At 72.8% G+C, this 22,156-nt stretch carries 21 protein-coding genes; 6 read left to right on the top strand and 15 right to left on the bottom strand.

Translation table 11 applies throughout. From position 1 onward, the window contains the following. The first annotated feature begins 85 nt into the window (after positions 1-85). The gene (locus tag HD596_RS39845) at positions 86-739 is read left to right on the top strand and encodes a TetR/AcrR family transcriptional regulator (RefSeq protein WP_221519725.1); all 654 of its coding nucleotides are present in this window, start codon (positions 86-88) and stop codon (positions 737-739) included. 32 nt (positions 740-771) lie between these two features. Here HD596_RS39845 and HD596_RS39840 read toward each other — a convergent pair whose 3' ends face one another. Next, the gene (locus HD596_RS39840; RefSeq protein WP_185074622.1) at positions 772-1,695 is read right to left on the bottom strand and encodes a phosphotransferase enzyme family protein; all 924 of its coding nucleotides are present in this window, start codon (positions 1,693-1,695) and stop codon (positions 772-774) included. A 246-nt stretch (positions 1,696-1,941) separates the two neighbouring features. On the opposite strand from HD596_RS39840, the gene HD596_RS39835 reads away from it, so the two are divergent. Further along, positions 1,942-2,514 (top strand): dienelactone hydrolase family protein, encoded by a 573-nt coding sequence (locus tag HD596_RS39835; protein ID WP_185074621.1) that lies wholly within the window; start codon positions 1,942-1,944, stop codon positions 2,512-2,514. 373 nt (positions 2,515-2,887) lie between these two features. Here HD596_RS39835 and HD596_RS39830 read toward each other — a convergent pair whose 3' ends face one another. From HD596_RS39830 to HD596_RS39820, 3 genes are all read right to left on the bottom strand, one after another. Continuing rightward, on the bottom strand, positions 2,888-3,787 hold the full coding sequence (locus tag HD596_RS39830; RefSeq protein WP_185074620.1) for a GIY-YIG nuclease family protein: 900 nt from the start codon (positions 3,785-3,787) through the stop codon (positions 2,888-2,890). 41 nt (positions 3,788-3,828) lie between these two features. Then, positions 3,829-4,347 (bottom strand): pyridoxamine 5'-phosphate oxidase family protein, encoded by a 519-nt coding sequence (locus tag HD596_RS39825; RefSeq protein WP_185074619.1) that lies wholly within the window; start codon positions 4,345-4,347, stop codon positions 3,829-3,831. Between the two features lie 80 nt (positions 4,348-4,427). Further along, on the bottom strand, positions 4,428-5,174 hold the full coding sequence (locus HD596_RS39820) for an SDR family oxidoreductase (RefSeq protein WP_246555173.1): 747 nt from the start codon (positions 5,172-5,174) through the stop codon (positions 4,428-4,430). An 85-nt stretch (positions 5,175-5,259) separates the two neighbouring features. On the opposite strand from HD596_RS39820, the gene HD596_RS39815 reads away from it, so the two are divergent. Continuing rightward, complete coding sequence (locus HD596_RS39815) at positions 5,260-6,012, top strand: TetR/AcrR family transcriptional regulator (protein WP_185074617.1); 753 nt, start codon at positions 5,260-5,262, stop codon at positions 6,010-6,012. On the opposite strand, the gene acnA is transcribed toward HD596_RS39815, so the two are convergent. The 9 genes from acnA to HD596_RS39770 are packed head-to-tail and all read right to left on the bottom strand — an operon-like array spanning position 5,960 to position 17,183. After that, positions 5,960-8,539 carry an aconitate hydratase AcnA gene (gene acnA, locus HD596_RS39810; protein WP_376775976.1) on the bottom strand — a complete coding sequence of 860 codons (2,580 nt, stop codon included), beginning with the start codon at positions 8,537-8,539 and terminating at the stop codon, positions 5,960-5,962. The two genes, HD596_RS39815 and acnA, sit on opposite strands and share 53 nt — an antisense overlap. A gap of 52 nt (positions 8,540-8,591) precedes the next feature. Further along, the gene (locus HD596_RS39805; protein WP_185074616.1) at positions 8,592-9,647 is read right to left on the bottom strand and encodes an Ldh family oxidoreductase; all 1,056 of its coding nucleotides are present in this window, start codon (positions 9,645-9,647) and stop codon (positions 8,592-8,594) included. Next, a complete protein-coding gene (otnC, locus tag HD596_RS39800; RefSeq protein ID WP_185074615.1) occupies positions 9,644-10,255 on the bottom strand; it encodes a 3-oxo-tetronate 4-phosphate decarboxylase in 612 nt (203 codons plus the stop codon). Before otnC ends, HD596_RS39805 begins: the two co-directional genes overlap by 4 nt. Continuing rightward, positions 10,252-11,457, bottom strand: a complete 1,206-nt coding sequence (gene otnK, locus HD596_RS39795) for a 3-oxo-tetronate kinase (protein WP_185074614.1) — start codon at positions 11,455-11,457, stop codon at positions 10,252-10,254. The genes otnC and otnK overlap by 4 nt, the downstream gene beginning before the upstream one ends. Then, positions 11,454-12,101: an aspartate/glutamate racemase family protein gene (locus HD596_RS39790; RefSeq protein ID WP_185074613.1), complete on the bottom strand. Its 648-nt coding sequence runs from the start codon at positions 12,099-12,101 to the stop codon at positions 11,454-11,456. The genes otnK and HD596_RS39790 overlap by 4 nt, the downstream gene beginning before the upstream one ends. After that, complete coding sequence (locus HD596_RS39785; RefSeq protein WP_185074612.1) at positions 12,098-13,168, bottom strand: isocitrate/isopropylmalate dehydrogenase family protein; 1,071 nt, start codon at positions 13,166-13,168, stop codon at positions 12,098-12,100. Before HD596_RS39785 ends, HD596_RS39790 begins: the two co-directional genes overlap by 4 nt. Before the next feature lie 5 nt (positions 13,169-13,173). Beyond that, positions 13,174-14,274 carry an ABC transporter ATP-binding protein gene (locus tag HD596_RS39780; RefSeq protein ID WP_185074611.1) on the bottom strand — a complete coding sequence of 367 codons (1,101 nt, stop codon included), beginning with the start codon at positions 14,272-14,274 and terminating at the stop codon, positions 13,174-13,176. Then, positions 14,267-16,015 carry an ABC transporter permease gene (locus HD596_RS39775; RefSeq protein ID WP_185074610.1) on the bottom strand — a complete coding sequence of 583 codons (1,749 nt, stop codon included), beginning with the start codon at positions 16,013-16,015 and terminating at the stop codon, positions 14,267-14,269. The genes HD596_RS39780 and HD596_RS39775 overlap by 8 nt, the downstream gene beginning before the upstream one ends. A gap of 10 nt (positions 16,016-16,025) precedes the next feature. Then, complete coding sequence (locus HD596_RS39770) at positions 16,026-17,183, bottom strand: ABC transporter substrate-binding protein (RefSeq protein ID WP_185074609.1); 1,158 nt, start codon at positions 17,181-17,183, stop codon at positions 16,026-16,028. A 239-nt stretch (positions 17,184-17,422) separates the two neighbouring features. Between HD596_RS39770 and HD596_RS39765 the strand changes: the two genes are divergently transcribed. Next, on the top strand, positions 17,423-18,121 hold the full coding sequence (locus HD596_RS39765; RefSeq protein ID WP_185074608.1) for a GntR family transcriptional regulator: 699 nt from the start codon (positions 17,423-17,425) through the stop codon (positions 18,119-18,121). On the opposite strand, the gene HD596_RS39760 is transcribed toward HD596_RS39765, so the two are convergent. Then, positions 18,104-19,048: a LysR family transcriptional regulator gene (locus HD596_RS39760; protein ID WP_185074607.1), complete on the bottom strand. Its 945-nt coding sequence runs from the start codon at positions 19,046-19,048 to the stop codon at positions 18,104-18,106. The genes HD596_RS39765 and HD596_RS39760 overlap by 18 nt on opposite strands. Positions 19,049-19,136: 88 nt before the next feature. Between HD596_RS39760 and HD596_RS39755 the strand changes: the two genes are divergently transcribed. Next, positions 19,137-20,060: a zinc-binding dehydrogenase gene (locus HD596_RS39755; protein ID WP_185074606.1), complete on the top strand. Its 924-nt coding sequence runs from the start codon at positions 19,137-19,139 to the stop codon at positions 20,058-20,060. Beyond that, positions 20,057-21,049: an alpha/beta fold hydrolase gene (locus HD596_RS39750; RefSeq protein ID WP_246555172.1), complete on the top strand. Its 993-nt coding sequence runs from the start codon at positions 20,057-20,059 to the stop codon at positions 21,047-21,049. The genes HD596_RS39755 and HD596_RS39750 overlap by 4 nt, the downstream gene beginning before the upstream one ends. Before the next feature lie 40 nt (positions 21,050-21,089). Here the strand turns inward: HD596_RS39750 and HD596_RS39745 are convergent, their stop codons facing one another. Then, a complete protein-coding gene (locus tag HD596_RS39745; RefSeq protein ID WP_185074605.1) occupies positions 21,090-21,980 on the bottom strand; it encodes a helix-turn-helix transcriptional regulator in 891 nt (296 codons plus the stop codon). Between the last annotated feature and the right edge of the window lie 176 nt (positions 21,981-22,156).

Below are 22,156 nucleotides of genomic sequence, written 5' to 3'. Positions count from 1 at the left end.
CCCTCCGCCGCCGCGAGCTGACTGCGACCATGTACGAAGCAATACGGCGGCGCCAGCAATCTTTTCCAATGGATAAACTGTAGGTGTGATCCTGTCAACCACGGAACGCAAAGGCGACGCACGCGAGCGCCTCCTGGCCCGGCTCCTCGACACCTTCGACGAGGCCCTTCCCTCACCGGAGATGTCGCTCCGCGAGATCGCCGCCCGGACCGAGACCAGCCACGCCCTCCTGCGATACCACTTCGGGTCACTCCCGGGCGTCCTGGCGGCCATGCTCAAGGCACAGCGATCTCGTGACAACGAGGCCCTTTTCGCAGCCGCCCGGCAGGGCACCTTCGCCGACCTCGTTGTGGCGATCTGGCGGACCTACACCCGCCCGGAGCAGTTGTCGCGTGTCCGCGGCTTCTTCCACGTCGTAGGACTGGCCGCGTACAGGCCGGAGGACTTCCGCGAGTTCATCGACTCGCTCGACGACCTGACCAAAATGCTGGCCTCACTCGCGGAACGCGAAGGGCACGACACCGGGGAAGCGCTGACCATGGCCACCGTCGCCGTTGCCGCGATCCGCGGCCTGCTCTTACAGGAAGTCCTGACTCCAGGAGTCCACTCGGAGGACGCCGTCGACTTGATCCTGCGCATGCTCCCCGGCAACGCGGCCGGTGTTCACTCAGGCGATGGAGCACGCCCGCACCCTCAACCAGGCCGTCCCGCACCGGCGCGTGGTCGTCATGGTGCATGAGATGAAGCGAAGCCGCCGGAGCAGGGAGAGGCTCAGAGCGCCGCCAGGATGTGGTCGATCCTCGACGGCGTCAGCGGCCGGTCGAGCATCGCGTGCAACCGGTCGCGGGCCCTGCCGCGATTCTCCTCGGACTCCTCAGGGGACAGGGCACGCCTGGCGTAGAACTCCAGCAAATGCCCCTGCACCACGATCGCCATCGAGAAGTCGGCCGGCTCTGCCACCACGGCGGGCCCACCCGCGCCCCGATAGGCACGGTAGGCCGCGACCGCGTCCTCCAGGGGCAGATCGGCGAGGATTCCCGCCAGCTCCCACGCCGGGCGTGCCGGCCCGCAGTTCTCCCAGTCCAGCACGATCACGCCGCCGTCGGCCGCCCGGCACACGTTCTCCGCGTTGACGTCGCGATGGCAGGTGGTGATGTGGGCGCCGGGCGGAGCGACCAGGGCGTCCAGCGCGACGAGATCGGCAAGCGCCCGCTCCAGCGCCGGCGCCCACTCACCCCCGGCCGCCACCAGCTCCTCCCATGCGGCCCGGCCGACCGGCTCGGAGAACCACGGCGCCACCGGCCCCGACGCCGGATGCCCCACCTGATGCAGCCCGGCCGTCACCACGCCGAGCTCGGCCGCCGTGACCACCTCGCCCGGCACCAGATCCACCCATTCGTAGACCCGCCACCTCCCGTCGAACAGCACGTCACCCTCAACCGTCGTGACGTGCCGCGGCAGGCGCACCCCGGCCTTCCCGGCGGCCAGCTGGAACGCGGCGTCCTGCCGCGCGGCGCTCTCCTCGGCGGGCACGAGCAACTCCTTCACGGCCCACGAACCGCGCGCGGTGTCCAGCCGCCAGATCCGGCCCAGCTCGCCGCGCGCCGCGTACCTGGCCGACCCGACCGGCTCCCCCAGCCCGTACGCCCGCGCCACCGCCCGCATCGCCTCGTCCACGACCCCTCCCCACGGCATGCGGGCCATGGTCTCCTCACTCGCGGCCCTCGGCAACCCCGCAGGTGCGCACGCCGAGCGTTCCCGCGGCCGCTCGGCGAACCGGGACGCGAAGGGGCGGGAGTGCCTGCGCGCGGCGGTGGCTGCGGCAGCGCCGGGAACATGGACTGTGCCGGGGGAGGTCGATGAGCGGCGGCGACGACCAGGTGGTACGGCTTCGCGCTCGCCGCGTCGGCACGACCCCGGGCGCTGGCTAAGCTGCCTCGCATGGCGCGAGTTCTCCTCTTGCACTCGATGTACGGCCTGCGGCCCGCCGTCCACCAGGCCGCTGACCGGTTCCGGGCGGCCGGCCACGAGGTGCACGTCCCCGATCTGTACGACGGCCGGGTCGTCGACACGCCCGAGGAGGGGACCGCGATCAAGGAAGAGATCGGCCGCGACGAGCTGCTGAAGCGGGCCGTGACCGCGGCCGCCCCGTGGTCCGCCGACGGCCTGGTGTACGCGGGCTTCTCGCTCGGCGCCGCGATCGCGCAGAACCTCGCCGTGGGCGACGAGCGGTCTCGAGGGCTGCTGCTGATGCACGGCACCTCCGACATGGCCGATGATGTCTCGGCCGAGGATCTGCCGGTCCAGCTTCACGTGGCCGATCCGGACACCTACGAGCCCGCCGACTGGCTGAACGCCTGGTACATCCGGATGCGCCGGGCGCGGGCCGAGGTGGAGGTCTTCCGCTATCCGGGTGTCGGCCACCTGTTCACCGACCCTGACCTGCCCGACTACAACGCCCAGGCCGCCGAGCGCGCCTGGGCCATCGCGCTGGACTTCGTCGCCGACCTGTAACCGGCGGGCCTCATCGGTCGTCCCGCCGGTTGCCGTCTGAGATGACTCCGCCTGTGGGACGGCCCCGAACGGCGGCTGGACGAGAATTTCCGGTCATGAGAGCCGCAACCGGCGCATGATCCGGCGGGTGTCATTACGCGTGCTGTTCACGGCCGCCTCGTCCGGGATCGGGCACGTTCTCGACAGTCAGGTGCAGCTGTCGTTCCGCCGCCGGCTGGCCGCGCGGCTGGGGCGGGTGCCGATCGGCTGGTTCTCCCGGCGCCGGACCGGCGAGCTGGCCAAGGTGATCGGCGAGAACGTGAGCGCCGTGCACCTGATGGCCCCGGCGCGGCTGCGCGAGCAGGAGGAGTTCGACGCGGCCATCCGGACGCGTTCAGCCGCGGATGAGCGCCGCCGCCAGCTCGGCGTTGCGCCGGGCGAACTCGGCCCATTCAGGCGGCGTGCCGGCGCTCCCCCGGGCGACGGCCGAGCGACCGCATTCGCGCTGCTCCCACCCGATCAGGCGCCCGCCCCGGATGGCGAACGTGACGGCCAGACCGTCCGCCCACCCGCATACGTCCTGGTCGCCGCCGCCTTCGACGGTGACGCGCTGCACGCTCGTCACCCATGCGAACGCGGCCAGCTCTTCCTGGATCCGAGCGGCCAGTTCGAAGTTGAGCGCCGCCGCCGCACGATCGCGCGCCGCGGTCAGCTCTTCGCGCACGGCCCCGGCGTCCGTCCCGTCGAGCGCGGCGATGACGGCCGCCGCCAGCCGTTCCCTGGACCGCGGGCCGATGCCGCGACTCGCCGCGATGTCGCGCTCGGCCCCAGTGAGCCGATCACGTGTGTACGACAGCGGGAACGCCCGGTGCAGCCCCGAGATCGCCTGCCGTGCTCTCGTCCCGCCGAGATAGGGGCCGAAGCCGACGACCCCGTCGAACCGTGCGACATGGCTCGTCCGCACCCCGGCGGTGCGCGGACGCGGGTCGACCACGATGTAGATCGACGTCTCCACGCCGTGCGTGCGGTTCCAGGGGGGCAGGCCGGCTTCCAGCAGGTTGCGTTCGAGCCATGCGGCCTCGTGCACCGAGTCGCACGCCACCGCCTCGATCCGGGCGATCCGGGCGACCATCCGCGTCAGGTGCCGGCGATCGCGCAGGTCGCCCCAGTAGGACTGCACCCGGCTGCGAAGGTCGGTGGCGCGCCCCAGATAGAGGATCTGGCCGCGCCGGTCGCGGAACCGGTAGACGCCGGGCTCATGAGGCAGCCGCGCAGCCGATGATCTGGCGGACACCCGGCCGAGTCAAACATGCGCCGCCTGCCGGCGGCAAGCGCTCAGGCGAACCGCCAGCGGGTGGCTCCGTGCGGTTCGGCGGTGGCGACGCCGAACGCGACGCTCATCGAGAAGCGGTAGAGGTGCCATGGCGCCGGGCCCGCGCTGGGCGCGCTGTACGGCGCGGTGATCGCGTCGCCCTCGGCGGTCGCGGGCCAGCCGAGCTCGGCGTACACGGCCGCCACGCGCTCGACCGTGGCGGCGTCGGTGACCCGGTGCGCGGTGCCCTCGAGGGTCAGGTCGATGCCGTCGAGCCTGACGGAGATCGTGCAGTTCGGATCGGCCTGCAGGTTGCGGGTCTTGCGGGCGCCCGGGCCGGTGGTGAAATGGAGGGCGCCGTCGTACCAGACGGCGCCGACCCCCGCGGCGTGCGGCCGGCCGTCCGGCCGTACGGTGCCGAGAAACCAGGTGATGTCCGCCCCCGACGAGCTGGTGAGCACGGCGTGGGCGCGGTCCCACGGCAGCGCGTCGTGGTCGTAGCGGTCGAGATTGGTGACCTCGACGGGCAGCTGGTCGGTCATCGGAACCCCTCCGAGCGGTGAGCGGTATGGCGCGGTCGTACAGGTAGACCGGCCCCCGGCACGAAACTCATCGCCGCGGGTCACATGGTCGTCCCGCCCGAGACGTCCAGGCGGTGGCCGGTCATGTAGCGGCTGTCGTCGCCGGCCAGGAAGGCCACCGTGCCGGCGACGTCCCGCGGCGTGCCCAGCCGGCCCAGCGGCGACTGCGACGACAGCCAGGCCAGGGCCTCGCCGACCAGGCGGCCCTCGTGCATGTCGGTGTCGATGACGCCCGGTGCCACGGTGTTGACCGTGATGCCGCGCGGCCCGAGCTGCTTGGCCAGCGCGGTGGTCAGCACGTCGAGCGCCGCCTTGGACATGGCGTAGCCGATCGCCCGCGGCATGGCCGCGCCCCGGGTCAGCATCGTGCCGATGGTGATGATCCGGCCGCCGTCCCGCAGCCGCGGCAGGGCGAGCTGGGTGATGAAGAACGGCGCGGTCGTGTTGACCGCGAACAGCCGCTCGAAGCCCTCCCTGGTCACGCCGTCGATCTCGGCCTGGTCGCCGAGGATGCCCGCGTTGTTGACCAGGATGTCCAGGCCGTCGGCGTGGGCGTCGAAGCCGGCCCACAGCGCTTCGGCGTCGCCCGGCACGCCCAGCTCGGCGCGTACGGCGAACGCCTGCCCTCCGGCCGCCTCGATGGCGGCGACGGTCTCCTTGGCGGCCGCCTCGTTGCTGCCGTAGTGGACGGCGACGCGGGCGCCCTCCTGGGCGAGCCGGGTGGCGACGGCCCGGCCGATCCCCCTGCTGGCGCCGGTTACGAGCGCCGTCTTACCCGTCAAGGTCATTGCCGATCCCCTCATTTTGCGTACCTCGTACTCGAAATCGGACCCTAGCTATTCGAGTACTGTGTACGCAAGTCAGGGAGAGGCCATGTCCGACGAGGAACTGATCAGCATCTGGATGCGGCCCGAGCGCCTGGAGCGTTCGGGACCCGGGCGGCGGCCCGGCTACAGCCGCGAGCAGATCACCCGGGCGGCCGTCCGGATCGCCGACGCCGAGGGGGTGGAGGCCGCGACCATGCGCCGGATCGGGGCCGAGCTGGGCACCGGCGCCATGTCGCTCTACCGCTACGTACCGAAACGGGATGATCTGTTTGACCTCATGATCGACCTGGCGATGGGCGAGCTCGACCTCCCCGCCGAGCCGTCCGGCGACTGGCGCCGCGACCTGTCCCTGGTCGCCCACGGGACGCGGGCCGCCGGCCTGCGCCATCCCTGGCTGACCCCGCTGCTCGGCGGCCGCCCCACCCTGGGTCCGCAGCTGCTGCGGGTGCACGAGTTCGCCCTGGGCGCGCTCGACGGGCTCGGCCTCGACATCGACGAGATGACCGGCTTCGTCGGCATGGTGAACGACTACGTCCACAGCGCGATCCGCCGCGAGATCGGCTGGCTGGAGGAGGCCCGCCGTACCGGCCTGGACCCGGAGCGCTGGAAGCGCGACTACATCGGGCCCTACGTGCGGCGGATCGTCGAGTCGGGCGACTATCCCCTGTTCAGCCGATCCGTACAGGAATCCAGGACCGCGCACCTGTCCCCCGCCGAGCGCTTCCAGCACGGGCTGGATCGGGTGCTCAACGGGATCGGCGCGCAGACGCCAGCAGGCCCCGCAGGACATAGGGCATGATTCCGCCGTGCCGGTAGTAGTCGGCCTCGCGGGGCGTGTCGAGCCGGAGGCGGGCCTGGAAGGTGACGTCGCCGGCGGTGACGGTCAGGGTGGGCGGGAGCCGCGGTCCGTCGAGCGCGGCCAGGCCGGTGACGCTGATGACCTCCCGGCCGGTGAGGCCGAGCTCGTCCGGGCCCTCGCCGGGCGGGAACTGCAGCGGCAGGACGCCCATGCCGACCAGGTTGGAGCGGTGGATGCGTTCGAACGACTTGGCGATGACGGCTCGCACGCCGAGCAGCGCGGGGCCCTTGGCCGCCCAGTCGCGGGAGGAGCCCGCGCCGTAGCCCTCCCCGGCCAGCACCACGACCGGCACGGCGGCCTCCTGGTAGGCGCGGGCGGCCTCGTACACGGTGGTGATCGCGCCGCCGTCCAGGAAGCCGGCGGTGAGACCGCCTTCGGTGCCGGGGACGAGCTGGTTGCGCAGCCGCACGTTGGCGAAGGCGCCGCGCATCATGACCTCGTGGTTGCCGCGGCGGGAGGCGTAGGTGTTGAGCTGGTGGCGTGGCACGCCGAGGCCGGCGAGATAGCGGCCGGCGGGGCTGGACGGGAGGATGGCCCCGGCCGGTGAGATGTGGTCGGTCGTGATGAAGTCGCCCAGCTTGACCAGGACGCGGGCGCCGGTGATGTCGGCGACGGGCGGCGGCTCGGGCGACATGCCGTCGAGGTAGGGGGCGCGGCGCACGTACGTGGAGGCGGGGTCCCAGGGGTAGGTGGCGGAGCTGGCGACGTCCAGGCGCTGCCAGCGTTCGTCGCCGTCGAGGACGTCGGCGTAGGCGCGGGCGAACATCTCCGGCCTGATCACCCGCTCGATGACCGCGCGCACCTCCTCCGGGGCGGGCCACAGGTCACGCAGGTAGACGGGACGGCCGCCGGGGTCGGTGCCGAGAGGTTCGGTGGTGAGGTCGAGGTCCATGGTGCCGGCGATGGCGTAGGCGACGACGAGCGGCGGCGAGGCGAGGTAGTTGGAGCGCACCTCGGGCTGGATGCGGCCCTCGAAGTTGCGGTTGCCGGACAGGACCGCCGCCACGTCGAGGTCGTGCTCGGCCACGGCCTTCGACACCTCCTCGACGAGCGGGCCGGAGGCGCCGATGCACGTCATGCAGCCGAACCCGGCCAGCGTGAACCCGAGCCGCTCCAGGTAGGGGGTCAGGCCCGCTTCGCCGTAGTAGTCCATGACGACGCGCGAGCCGGGCGACAGGGTGGTCTTCACCCATGGTTTGGCGCTCAGCCCGCGCTCGGCGGCCTTCTTGGCGAGCAGCCCGGCGGCGACCATGACCGACGGATTGGAGGTGTTGGTGCAGGAGGTGATGGCGGCGATGGCGACGGTCCCGTGCGTGATCTCCCGGCCGGCCTCGGCAGGGGGCCGCTCCTGCGCGCGGAAGGCGGCCTTCACCCCCTCCAGGGGGATGCGGTCCTGGGGGCGTCGCGGGCCCGCGACGGACGGGACGACGGTGGCCAGGTCGAGGTCCAGGTCGGCGGTGTACGCGGGCGGCGCGTCCGGCTCGTGCCACAGCCCCTGCGCCCTGGCGTACGCCTCGACCAGGTCGGCGTGCTCGCCGTCGCGGCCGGTGAAGCGCAGGTAGCGGATCGTCTCGGCGTCGATGGGGAACAGCGCGGCCGTGGAGCCGAACTCCGGGCTCATGTTGGAGATCGTCACCCGGTCGGTCACCGGCAGTGCGGTGACCCCCGGCCCGTGGAACTCGACGATCTTGCCGACCACCCCGTGGTCGCGCAGCCGCTCGGTGAGGGTCAGCACCAGGTCGGTCGCGGTGGCGGCGACCGGCAGCTCGCCGTGCAGGCGCACGCCCACCACGTCGGGCACGAGGATGGACACCGACTGGCCCAGCATGGCCGCCTCGGCCTCGATGCCGCCGATGCCCCAGCCGAGCGTGCCGAGCCCGTTGACCATGGTGGTGTGCGAGTCGGTGCCCAGGCACAGGTCCGGGTACGCCTCATCGCCGCGGGTCATGACCACCCGGGCCAGGTGTTCCACGTTGATCTGGTGCATGATGCCCTTGCCCGGCGGCACCACCGTGAAGCCCCGCAGCGACGCCTGGCCCCAGCGCAGGAAGCGGTAGCGTTCGGCGTTGCGCTCGTACTCCCGGTCGGCGTTGCGAGCCAGGGCGTCGCGGCTGCCGAACACGTCGGCGATGATGGAGTGGTCGATGACCAGCTCCGCGGGGATGGCCGGGTTGACCGAGCCGGGGTCGCCCCCGAGCGCCGCCATGGCGTCCCGCATGGAGGCCAGGTCGGCCAGCACGGGCACGCCGTTGGTGTCGTGCAGGAACACCCGGGCGGGATGCAGGTCCACGGCGGCGGTCCGGCCGGCCCGCGGCCGCCATCCGGTCAGGGCCCGCACCTGCTCGGCGGGCGCGGCGTGCCGGAGCAGGTTCTCCAGCATGATGCGCAGGCTGTACGGCAAGCGCGCGGGTGCGTCGACGGTGTGGATGCGGTAACGGCGAGATCCCACCGTGAGGAAGTCGGTCACGTGGCCTGCCCTTGGAGCGAGACGGGATGGCAGAAGGGGTTGCGCTGCCCGGTCACGACGAACACGCGTTCATCCAGGCGGGTTGCGGGACGGCGCACGCCTGCGCGAGCCGGCGCAGGCCCTGGAGGGTCTTGCCGGGCAGGCGCACTCCGGCCAGGGCCGCCTCGCCGGCGTTGCGGGCCTCGATCTCGCCGGGATAGAAGATCTCGTCGAAGCCGGGCGCGAGCGGCACGGCCTTGGTGCGGTCGATGAGGTCGTCGAGGCGGCGGGCGTAGCCGGCGGGGTCGGCCACGGCGTCGAGGCGCAGCGCGAGCAGCAGGTGGCCGCAGCCGCTGCGGCGGTCGGGCACGTACGGGCCGGCCACGTCGGTGGCGTACGAGCTGCCGGTCAGCACGCCCGACAGCACGTCCATCATGAACGAGATGCCGTACCCCTTGTGCCCGGCCATGGGCAGGATGAGCCCGCCGACGGCCAGGGCGGGATCCGTGGTGGGGACGCCGTCCGCCGTCTGGGCCCAGCCCTCGGGGATGGCGTGCCCGCGTTCGAGCGCGGCGTAGATCTTGCCCCGGGCGACGACGGTGTTGGCGATGTCGAGCACGACCGGGCCGCGCCGGCCGCCGGGCACCGCGATGGACCACGGGTTGGCGCCCACGCTCTTCTCCCGGCCGCCCCACGGGGCCATGGCGGGGCTGCCGTTGGTGGTCAGCAGGGCGACGCAGCCCTCGGCGGCGATCATGCGGGTGAAGTAGGCGGCGGTGCCGAAATGGTTGCTGTCGCGGACCGCGACCACGCCCACGCCGTGCTCGCCGGCGCGGCGTACGGCGTCGCGGGCCGCGTACGCGGTGACGACCTGGCCGATGCCGTCGCGGCCGTCGAGGACGGCGACGGCGCCGCCGTCGAGCACGGTGGCCACCTCGGTCACCGCGCGCATGGCACCGGAGCGCAGGCGGTCGGCGTACCACTCCAGGCGCAGCATGCCGTGCGAGGGGTGGCCCCACGCGTCGGCCGTGACCAGGCTGTCGGCCACCAGCCGCGCGTCGGGTTCGGGGACGCCGAGCGAGGTCAGGACCTCGATCCCGAAGGAGGTCAGCTGGGAGGCGGGGATCACGACAGGCTCCTGATCTGTTCGGGGGTGAGCGGCCGGACGGGGCGGTCGCGCAGCAGCAGCCACAGCCGCGCCGTCTCCTCCAGCTCCTCGACGACGTCCGCGGCGGCGGCGAGGTCGGCGCCGGCGGCGATGGGCCCGTGGTTGGCCAGCAGCAGCGCGTGCGCGGTGCGGGCGGCCCGTTCGGCGATCGGCCCCAGCGCCGGGTCGCCGGGCGCGTGGTACGGCAGCAGCGGCAGCCGCCCGACGCGCATCACGTAGTAGGCGGTCAGCGGCGGCAGCACGTCGTCCGGGTCGAGGCCGTCGTGGCAGGACACGGCGACGGAGTACGTGCTGTGCAGGTGGACGACCGCGCCGGCGTCCGGGCGGGCGCGGTAGAGGGCGGCGTGCAGGAAGGCCTCCTTCGACGGGCGCGGCCCGTCCAGGTGCTCGCCCGCCAGGCTGACCAGCGACAGCCGGCCGGGCGAGACGTCGCCGAGCGAGCCGCCGGTAGGGGTGATGAGGAAGGCATCGCCGGCGCGGGCGCTGAGGTTGCCGGTACGGCCGTGCGTCAGCCGCCGGTGGAACAGGGACGCGCCCAGCTCCGCGATCTGCGAGGAAATATCGGTCATGGTGCTTCCAGAGCTGTGACGAGCAGGTCGGGACGGCCGAAGTTGCCGGACTTGAGCAGCAGGGCCAGGCTCGGGTCGCCGGTGGTGAGCAGCCAGGGGACTCCCCGGTCGGCTTCGGCGCCCACCACCGCCCCGGTCACGCCGAGCGCGTTGACCACGGCGCCGGAGGTCTCGCCGCCGGCGACGACGATGCGCCGGGCGCCGAGCCGGGCGGCGCGGGCGGCGACGGCCGCCAGCGCCCGCTCCAGCAGCCCGGCCGCGCCAGGCGAGCGCTCCTCGGGGGGCGCCGAGGAGTAGACCATGGCGCGACCCTGCTCCGCGAGGGTGGCCTCCAGCCAGCCGAGGGCCTCCTCGACCAGCCCGTCCCGCCCGGCGCGCAGCCGGTGGGAGGGCAGGTGCCGGCGGGCCAGGGCCACCTGCTCCAGCGTGGCGGCCGAGCAGCTGCCCGCGAGCACGATCCCCGGTCCCGTGGGGAGGGCGGGCATGGCCTGTTCGTGCCGGGCGGTCTCCAAGGCTCCGGCCAGCCCCGCCGCGCCCGTGATGACGGGCAGGTGCGCGCTGGCGCGGGCGATGACGTCGAGGTCGCGGTCGTCGAGGGCGTCGGTGACGGCGTACCGGACGCCCTGGAACCGCAGCGCGTCGAGTGCCGCGCGCACCGCGCCGGCTCCGCGCCGGACCGTCTCGTGCGCGACCAGCGCGACGCGGTGCGGGGTCTGCCGTCCCAGGACGCGGACCAGGTCGGGGTCCGTCATCGGCGTCAGCGGGTGGTGGCGCATCGACGACTCCGACAGCAGCCGGTCGCCGACGAACAGGTGCCCCTGGTAGACGGTGCGGCGGTGCTCGGGAGCGGCCGGGCACACCACGGTCAGGCCGGCCCCGGCCGCCTCGGTCAGCGCGTCGGCGACCGGGCCGATGTTGCCCTGGTCGGTGGAGTCGAAGGTGGAGCAGTACTTGAAGTACAGGCGGCGGACCCCTCGCTCGCGAAGCCACCGCTGAACGGCGAGCGACGCGGCGACCGCCTCCTCGGCCGGGATCGAGCGCGTCTTGAGCGCGACCACGACGGCGTCGCTGTCCGGGAGCACGGTCGCGGGCCCGGGGACGCCGAAGATCAGCACCGTACGCAGGCCCGACCGGCGCAATGCGGCGGCGACGTCGGTGCCGCCGGTGTAGTCGTCGGCCACGCAGCCCAGCGACGGGCTCATGCCAGCGCCTCGCGCAACGCCCGGGCCGCCGCCAGCGGCGGGCTCAGCACCGGCAGGCCGAGCCGGTCGGCCAGCTCGGCGCGCACCGGGCTGATCGAGTACTGCCCGAGCAGGACCAGCTCGACGCCGTCGAGGCCGGGCGCGGCGGCCCGCGCGAGCGCGTCGGTCAGGTCCGGCCAGTCGCCGGCGGCGGCCGCGGCCACGGCTCCCGGCGCCGCGATCGCGCGCACCTCGACGCCGCCCGCCACCTCGCTGAGCCGCCGGGCCGAGTCCGCCGCCGCGGAGCCGAGCGAGCCGAGCACGAGCACGGTCCCGGGCCGCCGGCGGGCGACGTCGGCGAACATGGCCTCGTCCGAGCCCGTCACCGGCACCTCGTGCAGCCGCTGGGCGAGCCCGGCGGCCGGGCCGTACATCGAGCAGGACAGCAGCACCGCGTCGGCGCCGCCGCGGACCGCGTAGTCGATGAGGGCGAGCATGCGGCGCGTCAGCGCGGGTGTCATGCCGCCGGCCGCGTCGGCCTCGGTGACGAGCCGGTCGTCCAGGAGGTGCCAGGCCCTGGCCTCGGGAAACCCTTCGCCGAGCCCGTCGGCGGCGGGCCGCATGGAGGCCGGGGTGGCGTTGACGACCGCGATCGTCGGGTTCATCGCTTCACGCCGGCGGCCACGGCCTCGGCGAACGCCCGGGTGCCCGCCGTGCCGCCCATGTCCCGGGTACGGGTGCCGCCCCGGACGGTGCCGGCCACCGCCGTCTCGATCAGGGCGGCGGCCTGGACCAGGGCGGGGTCCTGGTGGCGGGCGCCGAGCCAGTCGAGCAGCATGGCGCTGGACAGGATCATCGCGATGGGGTTGGCGACGTCCCGGCCGGCGATGTCGGGGGCGGAGCCGTGCGCGGCCTGGGCCATGGCGCGCTCGTGGGAGGCGTTGATGGACGGGGCGATGCCGAGCGATCCGGCGATCTCGCCGGCCAGGTCGGACAGGATGTCGCCGAACATGTTCTCGGTGACGATCACGTCGAAGTCGTCCGCCCGCCGCACCAGGTGCACGGTCATCGCGTCGATGTGGAAGTCGTCCACGGCCACGTCCGGATAGCGTGCGGCGACCTCGCGGCAGACGTCGCGGAACATGCCGGTGGTCAGCTTCAGCACGTTGGCCTTGTGGACGATCGTGAGCCTGCCGCGCCTGCGGGAGGCGAGCTCGAACGCCTCGACGGCGATCCGCTCGACGGCGGGCCGGGTGATGATGCCCATGGCGATGGCCACGTCGGGGCTGGGCATGAACTCGCCGCTGCCCTTGTAGGTGCTGCGGTCGGCGTAGAAGCCCTGGGTGTTCTCCCGGACGATGACCAGGTCGGTGCCGGGGACGACGGCGTCGGCGCCGTCGAAGGACTTGGCCGGGCGGATGTTGGCGAACAGGTCGAAGCGCTTGCGGATGGTGCCGCTGGGGTTGAGCTTGGAGCGGTGCGGCTCGGGGTAGGCGGCGCTGTCGTGCGGGCCGAGCAGCCAGGCGTCCAGCCCTTCGAGGGCGGTCAGCGTCGACTCCGGTACGGCGTCGCCGTGCGTGTCGATGGCCGCGGCGCCCAGGGGCAGGTCCACCCACTCGGCGGGCGAGGCGCCGGCGGCGGCCAGCGCGGCGTCCACGACCAGGACGGACGCGGGGACGATCTCGGGGCCGATGCCGTCGCCTTCGAGTACGCCAAGACGGTAGGAAGTCACGAAATTTACGTCCTTACGAGTGCTGCGACGTCCTCGGGCAGGGCGTCGGTGGTCGGGTAGAGCAGGCAGGAGTCGGGCTCGACGACGAGCGTGACCTCGCCGCTCAGCCCCGGGCGGGCGGTCTCGGCCTGGATGACGTGGTCGCCCAGGCGCAGGTCGTACTCGTAGCGGGAGCCGATGTAGGAGCTGGTGAGCACCTCGGCGGTGAGCACGTTCACGTCGGCGGGGGCGCTGCGGCCGGGCGGGAGGATCTCCAGCCGTTCGGGGCGGACGGCCACGGTGACGCGCCCGCCCGGCGCGGCGCCCTCCGGGACGGTGACGGTCTGCCCGGTGCAGTCGAGCCGCACCTCCGCCGGGCCGGTCATGGTGCCGGTGAGGAAGTTGCAGCGGCCGACGAACGCGGCCACCTCGGCGGTCGCGGGGGTCTCGTAGATCTCTTTCGGGGTGCCTATCTGCACCATGTCGCCCCTGGACATCACCGCGATGCGGTCGCTCAGGGCCAGGGCCTCCTCCTGGTCGTGGGTGACGTACACGGTGGTGATGCCGAGCTCCTCCTGCAGCCGCTTGAGCCAGGCGCGGGCCTGCTCGCGCAGCTGCGCGTCCAGGTTGGACAGCGGCTCGTCCAGCAGCAGCACGCTGGGCGAGTAGACCAGGGCGCGGGCCAGGGCGACGCGCTGCTGCTGGCCGCCGGACAGCTGGTGCGGGTAGCGGTCCTTCAGCTCGGCCAGGCCCACCTTGCCGAGCGCCTCGGTGATGAGCTCGTCCTGCGTGCGCCGGTCCACCTTGCGGATCCTGAGCGGCATGGCCAGGTTCTGGGCGACCGTCATGTGCGGCCACAGCGCGTACGACTGGAACACCATCCCGAGGTTGCGCCCCTCGGGCGGCACGAACGTGCCGGCGTCGACGAACGTGGCCGGGCCGACCGCGATGCTGCCGGCGGTCGGCCGCTCCAGGCCGGCGATGCACGCCAAGGTGGTGGACTTGCCGCAGCCGCTGGGGCCGAGCAGCGTGAAGAACTCGCCGTCGGCGATGGTGAAGGAGATGTCACGCAGGACGGCGTTGTCCCCGAATTGCTTGGACAGGTTGGCGACCTTGACCTCAGGCATCTTTACGCCCCTTGAGAAGTAGTCCGGCGAGCCCGACGAACGTCGCCGTGATGGCGATCTGCAGGCTGGCCAGCGCGGCCACGGAGCCGGTGTTGCCCTGCACCCACAGCTCGAGCATGGTCGTGCCGATGATGTTGGAGTCGGCCGAGCCCAGGAACACCGCGGGCGAGTATTCCTTGAGCAGCGTGACGAACGTCAGGATCAGTGCCCCGGCGAAGGCCGGCCGCAGCAGGGCCGCCAGGATGCGGGTGAACGTACGCACCCAGTCGGCGCCGGAGACCCGGGCGGCGTTGTCGAGCTCCCGGCCGATCTGCATGATCGACGGCGAGATGGAGCCGAACCCGCTGGGCAGCGCGCGCAACCCGAAACCGATGATCAGCGCCCACAGCGTGCCCTGGATCAGGGTGCCCAGCCCGAACGGGGCGAAGGCCAGCGCCCAGAACAGGCCGATGCCGACGATGATGCCGGGCATGGCCTGCGGGGCGAGCGCCAGATACTCCACCGCGCGGGCGAAGCGGAAGGTCGAGCGCCTGGCCACCATGACCGCCACCAGCGACAGCGCGCTGACCAGGACCGCGCCGATCGCCGCGACCAGCAGGCTGTTGACGATGGACTGCACGTAGACCGGATAGGTGAAGATCCGCTCGTAGTTGTCCCCGGTGAGGGTCTTGAACGGCGACTGCAGCGGCGTGAACACCTGCGTGAAGGAGCGGAAGACCAGCCCGCCGATCGGCACCAGGGCGCCCATCACCACGTAGAAGGCGATGGCGGCCATGCTGATCCACTTCAGCCGGCCGAGGTCCAGGGGGCGCGGGCGGGTCGCCTTGCCGCGGACGGAGACGAACCGCTGGGCGTTCTTCAGCAGCTTGGCCTGCAGCGCGACCAGGCTGACGGTGACCAGCAGGATGATCGCGGACGCCGCGCCCAGCACCCCGTAGTCCGGATTGATGGACTGCAGGCCGTTGCGGTACAGGAAGGTGGAGAAGACGTCGATGCGCACCGGCTGGCCGAACAGCAGCGGCACGCTCAGCGTCTCCACCGACATGCTGACCACCAGGATCGAGCTGTAGACGACGGGCGGGCGCAGCAGCGGCAGGATCACCGAGCGCAGGATGCGCAGCGGCCCGGCCCCGCACACCTGGGCGGCGGCCTCCAGCGAGGCGTCGCTCTGGCGCAGCGCGCCGGCGCAGAAGGTGTAGACGATCGGGGCCAGCGCCACGGCCTCGGTCAGCGCCATGCCGGGGATGGAGTAGAGGTTCCACGGCAGGAAGCCGAGCAGGCGGCGTACCTCGACGCTGACGAACCCGGCCGGGCCGTACATGGTGATCCAGCCGAAGCCGAGGATGAGCGAGGAGATGAAGAACGGCCACTGCATGGCGGCGGCGAACACGCGGCCGCCGGGCAGCTTGGTGCGCACCACGACCACGGCCATCGGCACCGCGATGAGCAGGCTGAGCACGGTGGTCAGCCCCGCGAACAGCGCCGTGTTGAGCACGACGCGGCCGAATCCCGCCTCGGTGAACAGCCGCACGTAGTTGCCGGCGCCGAGCACGCCGCCCGCCTCGTACAGGGGGCGGTCGAGGAAGGACTGGTAGAGCGTCGGGACGACCGGCGCCAGCACCAGGGCCGCCAGCAGGAGCAGCACGGCGTACTGCAGCCAGCTCTCCCGGGCCAGCCCCAGCGGCCTGCGGTAGCGCGGCGGTGGGTGCGCCGGCGGACGCGGCGGGGAAAGGGTGGTCATCGGGTTCCTCTCAGCGGCCGAGCAGGCCGTTCCACTTGGCGGTGAACGACTTGACCTCGGCGTCGGGGACCTTCGCGTACTTGGCGAGGATGATGTTGGGCTGGCCGACGGCCTGGACCAGCTCCTGGTAGGTGTGCAGGCCGTCGCCGGTCGCGACGCCGTCGCGGTAGGAGGTCAGCCCGCCCTCGGCCACCGCCCGCTGGCCCTCCTGCGACAGCACGAAGTCCACGAACAGCTTCGAGGTCGCCGGATGCGGCGCCTTGGCGGCGATGCCGATGCCGCGCGGCAGCACGACCGTGCCGTCGTCGAGGAAGGAGATCGCCAGCAGCCCGCCGCTCTTGGCCACCACCGGGTAGGCCGGGGCGGCGCTGACGAAGAAGCCGGCCACGTACTCGCCGGAGGTGATCTTCTCCAGCTGGGTGCCGGACGACGTCTCCGGCCTGGCCAGCGGCAGCACCGACTGCAGCGAGGTCCAGGCGTCGGGGCGGGCCTCGGCGAAGGCGTGCGAGACGGTGAAGCCGAACGCGCCGCTCACGTCCCGGGTGGTGATCTTGTTCTTGTACTGGGCGGGGTCCTTGGCGATGATCGCCGCCAGGCTCTTCAGCCCGGTCGGCTTCTCGGGCAGCAGCGAGGTGTTGTACGCGATCGCCAGGGGGTCGGCGGACATGGCGTACACGTTGGGCAGCAGCTCGCCGAAGTCCGGCAGCTTGCCCTTCTCCGGCGAGGCGTACTCCATCAGGGTTCCCGGCCGGGCGGCGAAGTCGGCCCATGCCTGGGCGGCGTTCGACACGACCAGGTCGGCGGGCGAGTTGCCGGTGGCCTGCTCGCTGAGCACCCGCTGGAACACCTCGTCGCTGTCCAGGTTGTTGGCGGCGATCTTCGTCACCCAGGGGTACTTCTTCTCGAAGTCGCGGAAGATCGGCGCCCAGTTCTCCTGGTCGGTGTTGGAGTAGATGGTGAGGGTGCCGCCCTCCTTCCTGGACGCCTCGATGAGCTGGGCGTACTCGCTCGGGTAGTAGGACGGGGCCTGTCCCGTCGCGATCGAGTTCGGCGGCGGCTGTTTCGCCGCCGCGTCTCCGTCACTGCCTCCACCGCCGCAGGCCGTGAGGAGGCCGAGTGCGAGTACGGCGACGCCCAGGGCGCGGAACGTGGGGTGGAAGGTGGTCATGTGCTTCCTCCTAGACCAGGCGCGACCGACCAGCCGTCGCCTGCGATGCCGCACACTCTGCTTCGTTATAACCTATGACGTCAAGCCCTCGTTTCCGGAATGTAACGCGAAGAGCCTCTTAGATGCCTTATAGCGGCCACAATCCGGTGCTCTGAGCCGCTGATGAGATGTCCCCACTCTTGCCGACAGGTCCGGGTGACGGTGTAGGTTATAACGGTCACCGACGAGACAGGACAGCGATGAGCGAATCAGCGGCCGAGCTCTACACGACGAAGGCGGACTATGCCTATCTGCGCGTCAAGGAGCTGATCCTGTCCGGGAAGCTGCTTCCCGGCTCCGTCATCGCGCAGGCGCAGCTCGCCCGCGACATCGGCATCAGCACCACTCCCCTGCGCGAGGCGCTGCGCCGGCTCAAGAGCGAGGGGCTGGTCGAGCTGGACGCCCACCGCGACGCCCGCGTGGCCCCCCTGGCCGCGGAGGAGGCCCGCGACCTGCTGGAGCTGCGCCGCTCCCTCGACCCGCTGGCGATCGGGCTGGCGGCCGAACGGCGCACCAAGGCCGACATCGCCGCCATGCGCGCCGCCCACGAGGGCCTCAAGCCGCTGCCCGGCAACCCTGACTACGAGCAGCTCGTGGCCCACCGCAGGTTCCACGCCGCCCTCTACTCGGCCTCCCACAACGATCTGCTCATCCAGACCCTCGACGGCCTGTGGGACAAGGCCGACCGCTACCGCCGCCTCGCCCTGGAGGTCGAGCGCGGCCAGGCGGCCCGCGACCGCAAGGCCGCCGAGCACGAGGCCCTGCTGGAGTACGTCATCGCGGGCGACGCGGAGTCGGCCGCGGCCGTCATGCATGAGCACATCGACACCAGCCTGGGCGCCCAGGCCGCCTGGCGCCTGCGCAAGCACCACGCCGAACCTTCAGACGCTTCGCCCTGACCCTGGCGGCGGGTGGGGTTCGGGCAGCCAGTCGCGGACGGGGTCGTATTCCAGCCACCGGTTCCGCTCGGCCTCCGCCACGAAGGCGCTCACCAGGGCCCTCAGCAACGGATGACCGTCGTCGCCGCGCCAGAGCAGCGACCAGGCGTACAGGGGCGTGGGGCGCACCAGCGGGACCGAGCGGATCGCCGGGCCATGCGGCAGAGGCACGTCCGCGGGCAGCAGGCTGAAGCGGCGCGCGTCGGCGGCCAGATCGGCCAGGAAGTGGTCCAGTCCCAGGTTCGTGCCCTCGGCACGGTCGGCGATGCCGAAGGACTCCGCGAATCGGTGCAGGAAGTCCAGCCGGTGCAGCGCCCCAGGAGTCCACAGCACGCTGTCGCGCAACTGCGACGGGCGGATCTCCGGCGCGTCCGCCAGCGGGTGGTCCACGCTGAGGATGACGTCCACGGGCTCCAGCCGTACCAGGCGATGCGTCAGCCCGGCGGGCAGCGGCGCGTGGACGCGGCCGAAGGCGGCATCGATGTCGCCGTGCAGCAGCCCCGCGATCACCGAGGGCAGGTCGCGGCCGTGCCCCGGTTCCAGCCGGGGCTCGCCGGTCGCCACCTGCGCCACCGTGCGCATGGGCGCGTACAGGTGACCCCACACGTCGATCCGCAGCGGGCGGTGCGCGTCCAGCACCGTCGCCACCGCCACGTCCGCGGCGGCCAGCGCCTGCCGGGCGGGCTCCAGGAAGCGCCGCCCCGCCTCGGTGAGCCGCACCCCCTGGCCGCCGCGGTCGAGCAGGCGCATGCCGAGCCTGGACTCCAGGCGGGCGATCCGCTTGGAGAGCGCCTGCTGGGAGATGGACAGTTCCTCGGCCGCATGGCCGAAGTGCAGCTCTTCGGCCGCCAGCACGAACGCGCGCACCTGCGCCAGGTCGAGGTCCACGCCTGTCACCTTAGGCGACAACCGATGGTTGTCAGCCTGTCGCGCCCGTTGTTGGATCACGCGAGCCGGATGCCGGTTTCATTGCCGCATGCGTAGATTGATCCCTACCGGGGAGGCGGCGCGGCCGGTGGAGTTCGCCCAGGACGCCCAGCCGGTGCCCGCCCCGGACGAGGTGCTGGTCAAGGTCGAGGCGTTCGCGCCGAATCGCGGGGAGACGTTCCTGCTGGAAGCCCCGAAACCCGGCCTGCTGCCGGGGAAGGACGTCGCCGGCCTGGTCGTGCAGGCTGCCGCCGACGGCTCGGGGCCGCCCGCCGGCACCCGGGTCGTGGGCCATCCGCCGATGGGCGGCTGGGCCGAGTACGCGACCGTGCCCACCCACTCGATCGCCGTCCTGCCCGACGAGGTCACCGCGGTCCAGGCGGCCGCCCTGCCGCTGGCCGGGATCACCGCGCTCCGGCTGCTCCGCGCGGCCGGCGCCGTGACAGGCAGGCGGCTGCTGCTGACCGGCGCCTCCGGCGGGGTCGGGCACTACCTGACCGAGATCGCCGCCGCGGCCGGGGCGGAGGTGACCGCGGTGACCGCGACGGCGGAGCGCGGCGCGCGCCTGCGTGAGCTGGGTGCCGTGGCGATCGTGCACGACGTGGGTGCGGCGGAGGGGCCGTTCGACGTGGTGCTGGAGTCCACCGGTGGCGGCGCGCCGGCGGCCGCGCTGGCCCGGCTGGTGCCGGGTGGCACGCTGATCTGGTTCGGCCAGGCCGGCCGTACGCCGGCGACGGTGGATTTCTTCGACCTGCTCGCCGGGCCCGAGAACGCGGTGATCCGGCACTTCCACTACGCGGGCGCGCCGTACGGTCCCGACCTGGCCACGCTGGTACGCCTGGTGGCCGGTGGCCGGCTGCACCCGGAGATCGGCCGTCGCGCCGACTGGAGCCGGACCGCCGAGATCCTGATCGACCTTCGGGAACGCCGCATCCGCGGCAAGGCCGTACTGACGATCGGAGCACCACGATGAGCGCCACGATGAGCGCCGCCGACTTCGCCGCCGCCAACCTGTCGCGCGCGACCGGAGCCGGGCTGGACCCGCACGAGTACCTGCGTGTCACGGGCGAATTGGCCGACCTGGAGCAGTGGGGCGAGGCCCTCATGCGGGCCGCGCGCGGGCATCTGGCGCGTGCCGGGCGGGCGTCCACCGCGATCTCGGCAGGCCGGCACCTCCAGGTGGCGGCGCGCTGGTTCCACTTCGCCACCCTGGGGCCGAACGCCGAGCGCGCGCTCGCGGCCGCCGAGGCGGACACCGCCATGGGCCGGGCACTGGACCTGCTGGAGCCGGTGGCGCGCCGGATCGAGGGGCCGGGCTTCGCCGGCTGGCTGCGCGGCTCGGCCGGCGCCGCCGCTGTCACGGTGGTGGTCCCGGGCCTGGACTCCAGCAAGGAGGAGTTCCACGATGTGATCGACGCCCTGCTGTGCCGGGGCATGGCCGTGTTCGCCATGGACGGGCCGGGACAGGGCGTGCTCGCGGCCACCACCGCTGTCCGCGCCGACTACCACCGCGTCATCGGTCAGGTCATCGACGCGCTCGGCGCCGAGCGAGTGGGACTTTTCGGGCTCAGCCTCGGTGGCTACTACGTCGCGGAAAGCGCCGCCCGCGAACCCCGCGTCGCGGCCGCCGTCGCCGTCAGCGGCCCCTTCCGCCTGCACTGGGACGGCCTGCCGCCCCTCGTACGAGACCTGCTCGTCCAACGCGCCGCCGGGGAGGAAGCGGCCCGCCGCTTCGCCGGCCAGGTGGATCTGTCCTCCCTCGCCCCGCGGATCGCCTGCCCGCTGCTGGTGGTGGACGGCGGCCAGGACGTCATCCCCGGCGTGACCGACGGCGAGCCGCTGGCCCGCCTGGCACCACATGGGCAGTACCTGCACATCCCGCACGGCGATCACCTGCTCGGCAACGCCCGCCCCGACTGGCTGGCGGCGGCGGCCGACTGGATCTCCGCGGCACTCACCTGACGCTCCGGGGCCGCCCGCGCGTACGACATGCCCCGGTGAGTTATGGCGCTCCCGTGGTCGGGGTGTGGGGCTCGGGCCGGGGGTGTGCCTGCTGCTGCGGCGCCGTCCAGCTGGTGAGAAGCTGAAGAGCCTGGGCGGTGGCCGAGCCCGGTTCGACGTTGTAGACGCACAGGGTCTGGTCGACGTCGCCGGGTGTCTGGAAGGACTCGTAGGAGAAGTGGAGGTCGCCGACGAGGGGGTGGTGGTAGGTCTTGGCGCCGTGGGTGCGGCGCAGCACGCGGTGGTCGTTCCACCAGGTGGAGAACTCGGGTGACTTCAGGGTGAGCTCGCCGACGAGGTCGGCCAGCTGGCGGTCGTGGGGATGGCGGCCGGCCTCCAGCCGCAGGACGGCGACGGTCTCGGCGGCGATCCGCGCCCAGTCGCCGACCCTCTCGCGCGCCTGGGGGTCCAGCAGGTAGTAGAGGGCCAGGTTCCGCCGGGGCGCGGGCAGGGCGTCGAAGTCGGTCAGCACCTCGCGGGCGAGGCGGTTGGAGGCCAGGACGTCGGTGCGCCGGCCGAGGATGAAGGCGGGCACGTGCTCGAGGGTGTGCAGCATCAGGTGCAGGCCCGGCCTGACCCGCTGCGGGCTGACCGGCGCCCGGCGCGCGTCGGCGGGGCGGACCAGCAGGTTGGTGAGGTGCTCGCGCTCGGAGGGGTTGAGCTGCAGGGCCCGGGCGAGCGCCTCGACGACCTCGGGTGACGGGGAGCCGCCGCGGCCCTGCTCGAGCCGGGTGTAGTACTCGGTGCTGACCCCGGCCAGGCGGGCCACCTCGTCGCGGCGCAGCCCGGGCACCCGGCGGGTGCGCCCGTCGAAGGGCAGCCCGGCCCCTTCGGGGGTGATCGCGGCGCGCCGTGAGCGCAGGAAGTCGGCGATCTCGCTGCTTCGGTCCATGTCTCCAGTGTGGCCAAGCCTGGCATGCCCGGTCTTCACCAGGGTGGCCCTGACAGTACCAGTTTCGCGGAGACCTGCCTGGTCCGGGCCCGTTGTGACGGTCTGCGAGTGCCTGGCGGGTGGTGTCCTGATGAGGGAGCTCGCGGCGATGCGCGCCGCGGCCCCCGCTGATCTCA

Origin of the sequence: Nonomuraea jabiensis, assembly GCF_014204795.1 — a bacterium.
Lineage (GTDB): Bacteria > Actinomycetota > Actinomycetes > Streptosporangiales > Streptosporangiaceae > Nonomuraea > Nonomuraea jabiensis.
The sequence above is the reverse complement of the archived record's forward strand: the minus strand, read 5'-3'. Positions and strand labels throughout refer to the sequence as shown.

Coding starts and splice junctions, on each gene's coding strand:
- HD596_RS39840 (WP_185074622.1), bottom strand. CDS start 1,695: ATGCCGTGGGGAGGGGTCGTGGACGAGGCGATGCGGGCGGTGGCGCGG.
- HD596_RS39835 (WP_185074621.1), top strand. CDS start 1,942: ATGGCGCGAGTTCTCCTCTTGCACTCGATGTACGGCCTGCGGCCCGCC.
- HD596_RS39825 (WP_185074619.1), bottom strand. CDS start 4,347: ATGACCGACCAGCTGCCCGTCGAGGTCACCAATCTCGACCGCTACGAC.
- HD596_RS39820 (WP_246555173.1), bottom strand. CDS start 5,174: ATGACCTTGACGGGTAAGACGGCGCTCGTAACCGGCGCCAGCAGGGGG.
- HD596_RS39815 (WP_185074617.1), top strand. CDS start 5,260: ATGTCCGACGAGGAACTGATCAGCATCTGGATGCGGCCCGAGCGCCTG.
- otnC (WP_185074615.1), bottom strand. CDS start 10,255: ATGACCGATATTTCCTCGCAGATCGCGGAGCTGGGCGCGTCCCTGTTC.
- otnK (WP_185074614.1), bottom strand. CDS start 11,457: ATGAGCCCGTCGCTGGGCTGCGTGGCCGACGACTACACCGGCGGCACC.
- HD596_RS39790 (WP_185074613.1), bottom strand. CDS start 12,101: ATGAACCCGACGATCGCGGTCGTCAACGCCACCCCGGCCTCCATGCGG.
- HD596_RS39780 (WP_185074611.1), bottom strand. CDS start 14,274: ATGCCTGAGGTCAAGGTCGCCAACCTGTCCAAGCAATTCGGGGACAAC.
- HD596_RS39775 (WP_185074610.1), bottom strand. CDS start 16,015: ATGACCACCCTTTCCCCGCCGCGTCCGCCGGCGCACCCACCGCCGCGC.
- HD596_RS39770 (WP_185074609.1), bottom strand. CDS start 17,183: ATGACCACCTTCCACCCCACGTTCCGCGCCCTGGGCGTCGCCGTACTC.
- HD596_RS39765 (WP_185074608.1), top strand. CDS start 17,423: ATGAGCGAATCAGCGGCCGAGCTCTACACGACGAAGGCGGACTATGCC.
- HD596_RS39755 (WP_185074606.1), top strand. CDS start 19,137: ATGCGTAGATTGATCCCTACCGGGGAGGCGGCGCGGCCGGTGGAGTTC.
- HD596_RS39750 (WP_246555172.1), top strand. CDS start 20,057: ATGAGCGCCACGATGAGCGCCGCCGACTTCGCCGCCGCCAACCTGTCG.
- HD596_RS39745 (WP_185074605.1), bottom strand. CDS start 21,980: ATGGACCGAAGCAGCGAGATCGCCGACTTCCTGCGCTCACGGCGCGCC.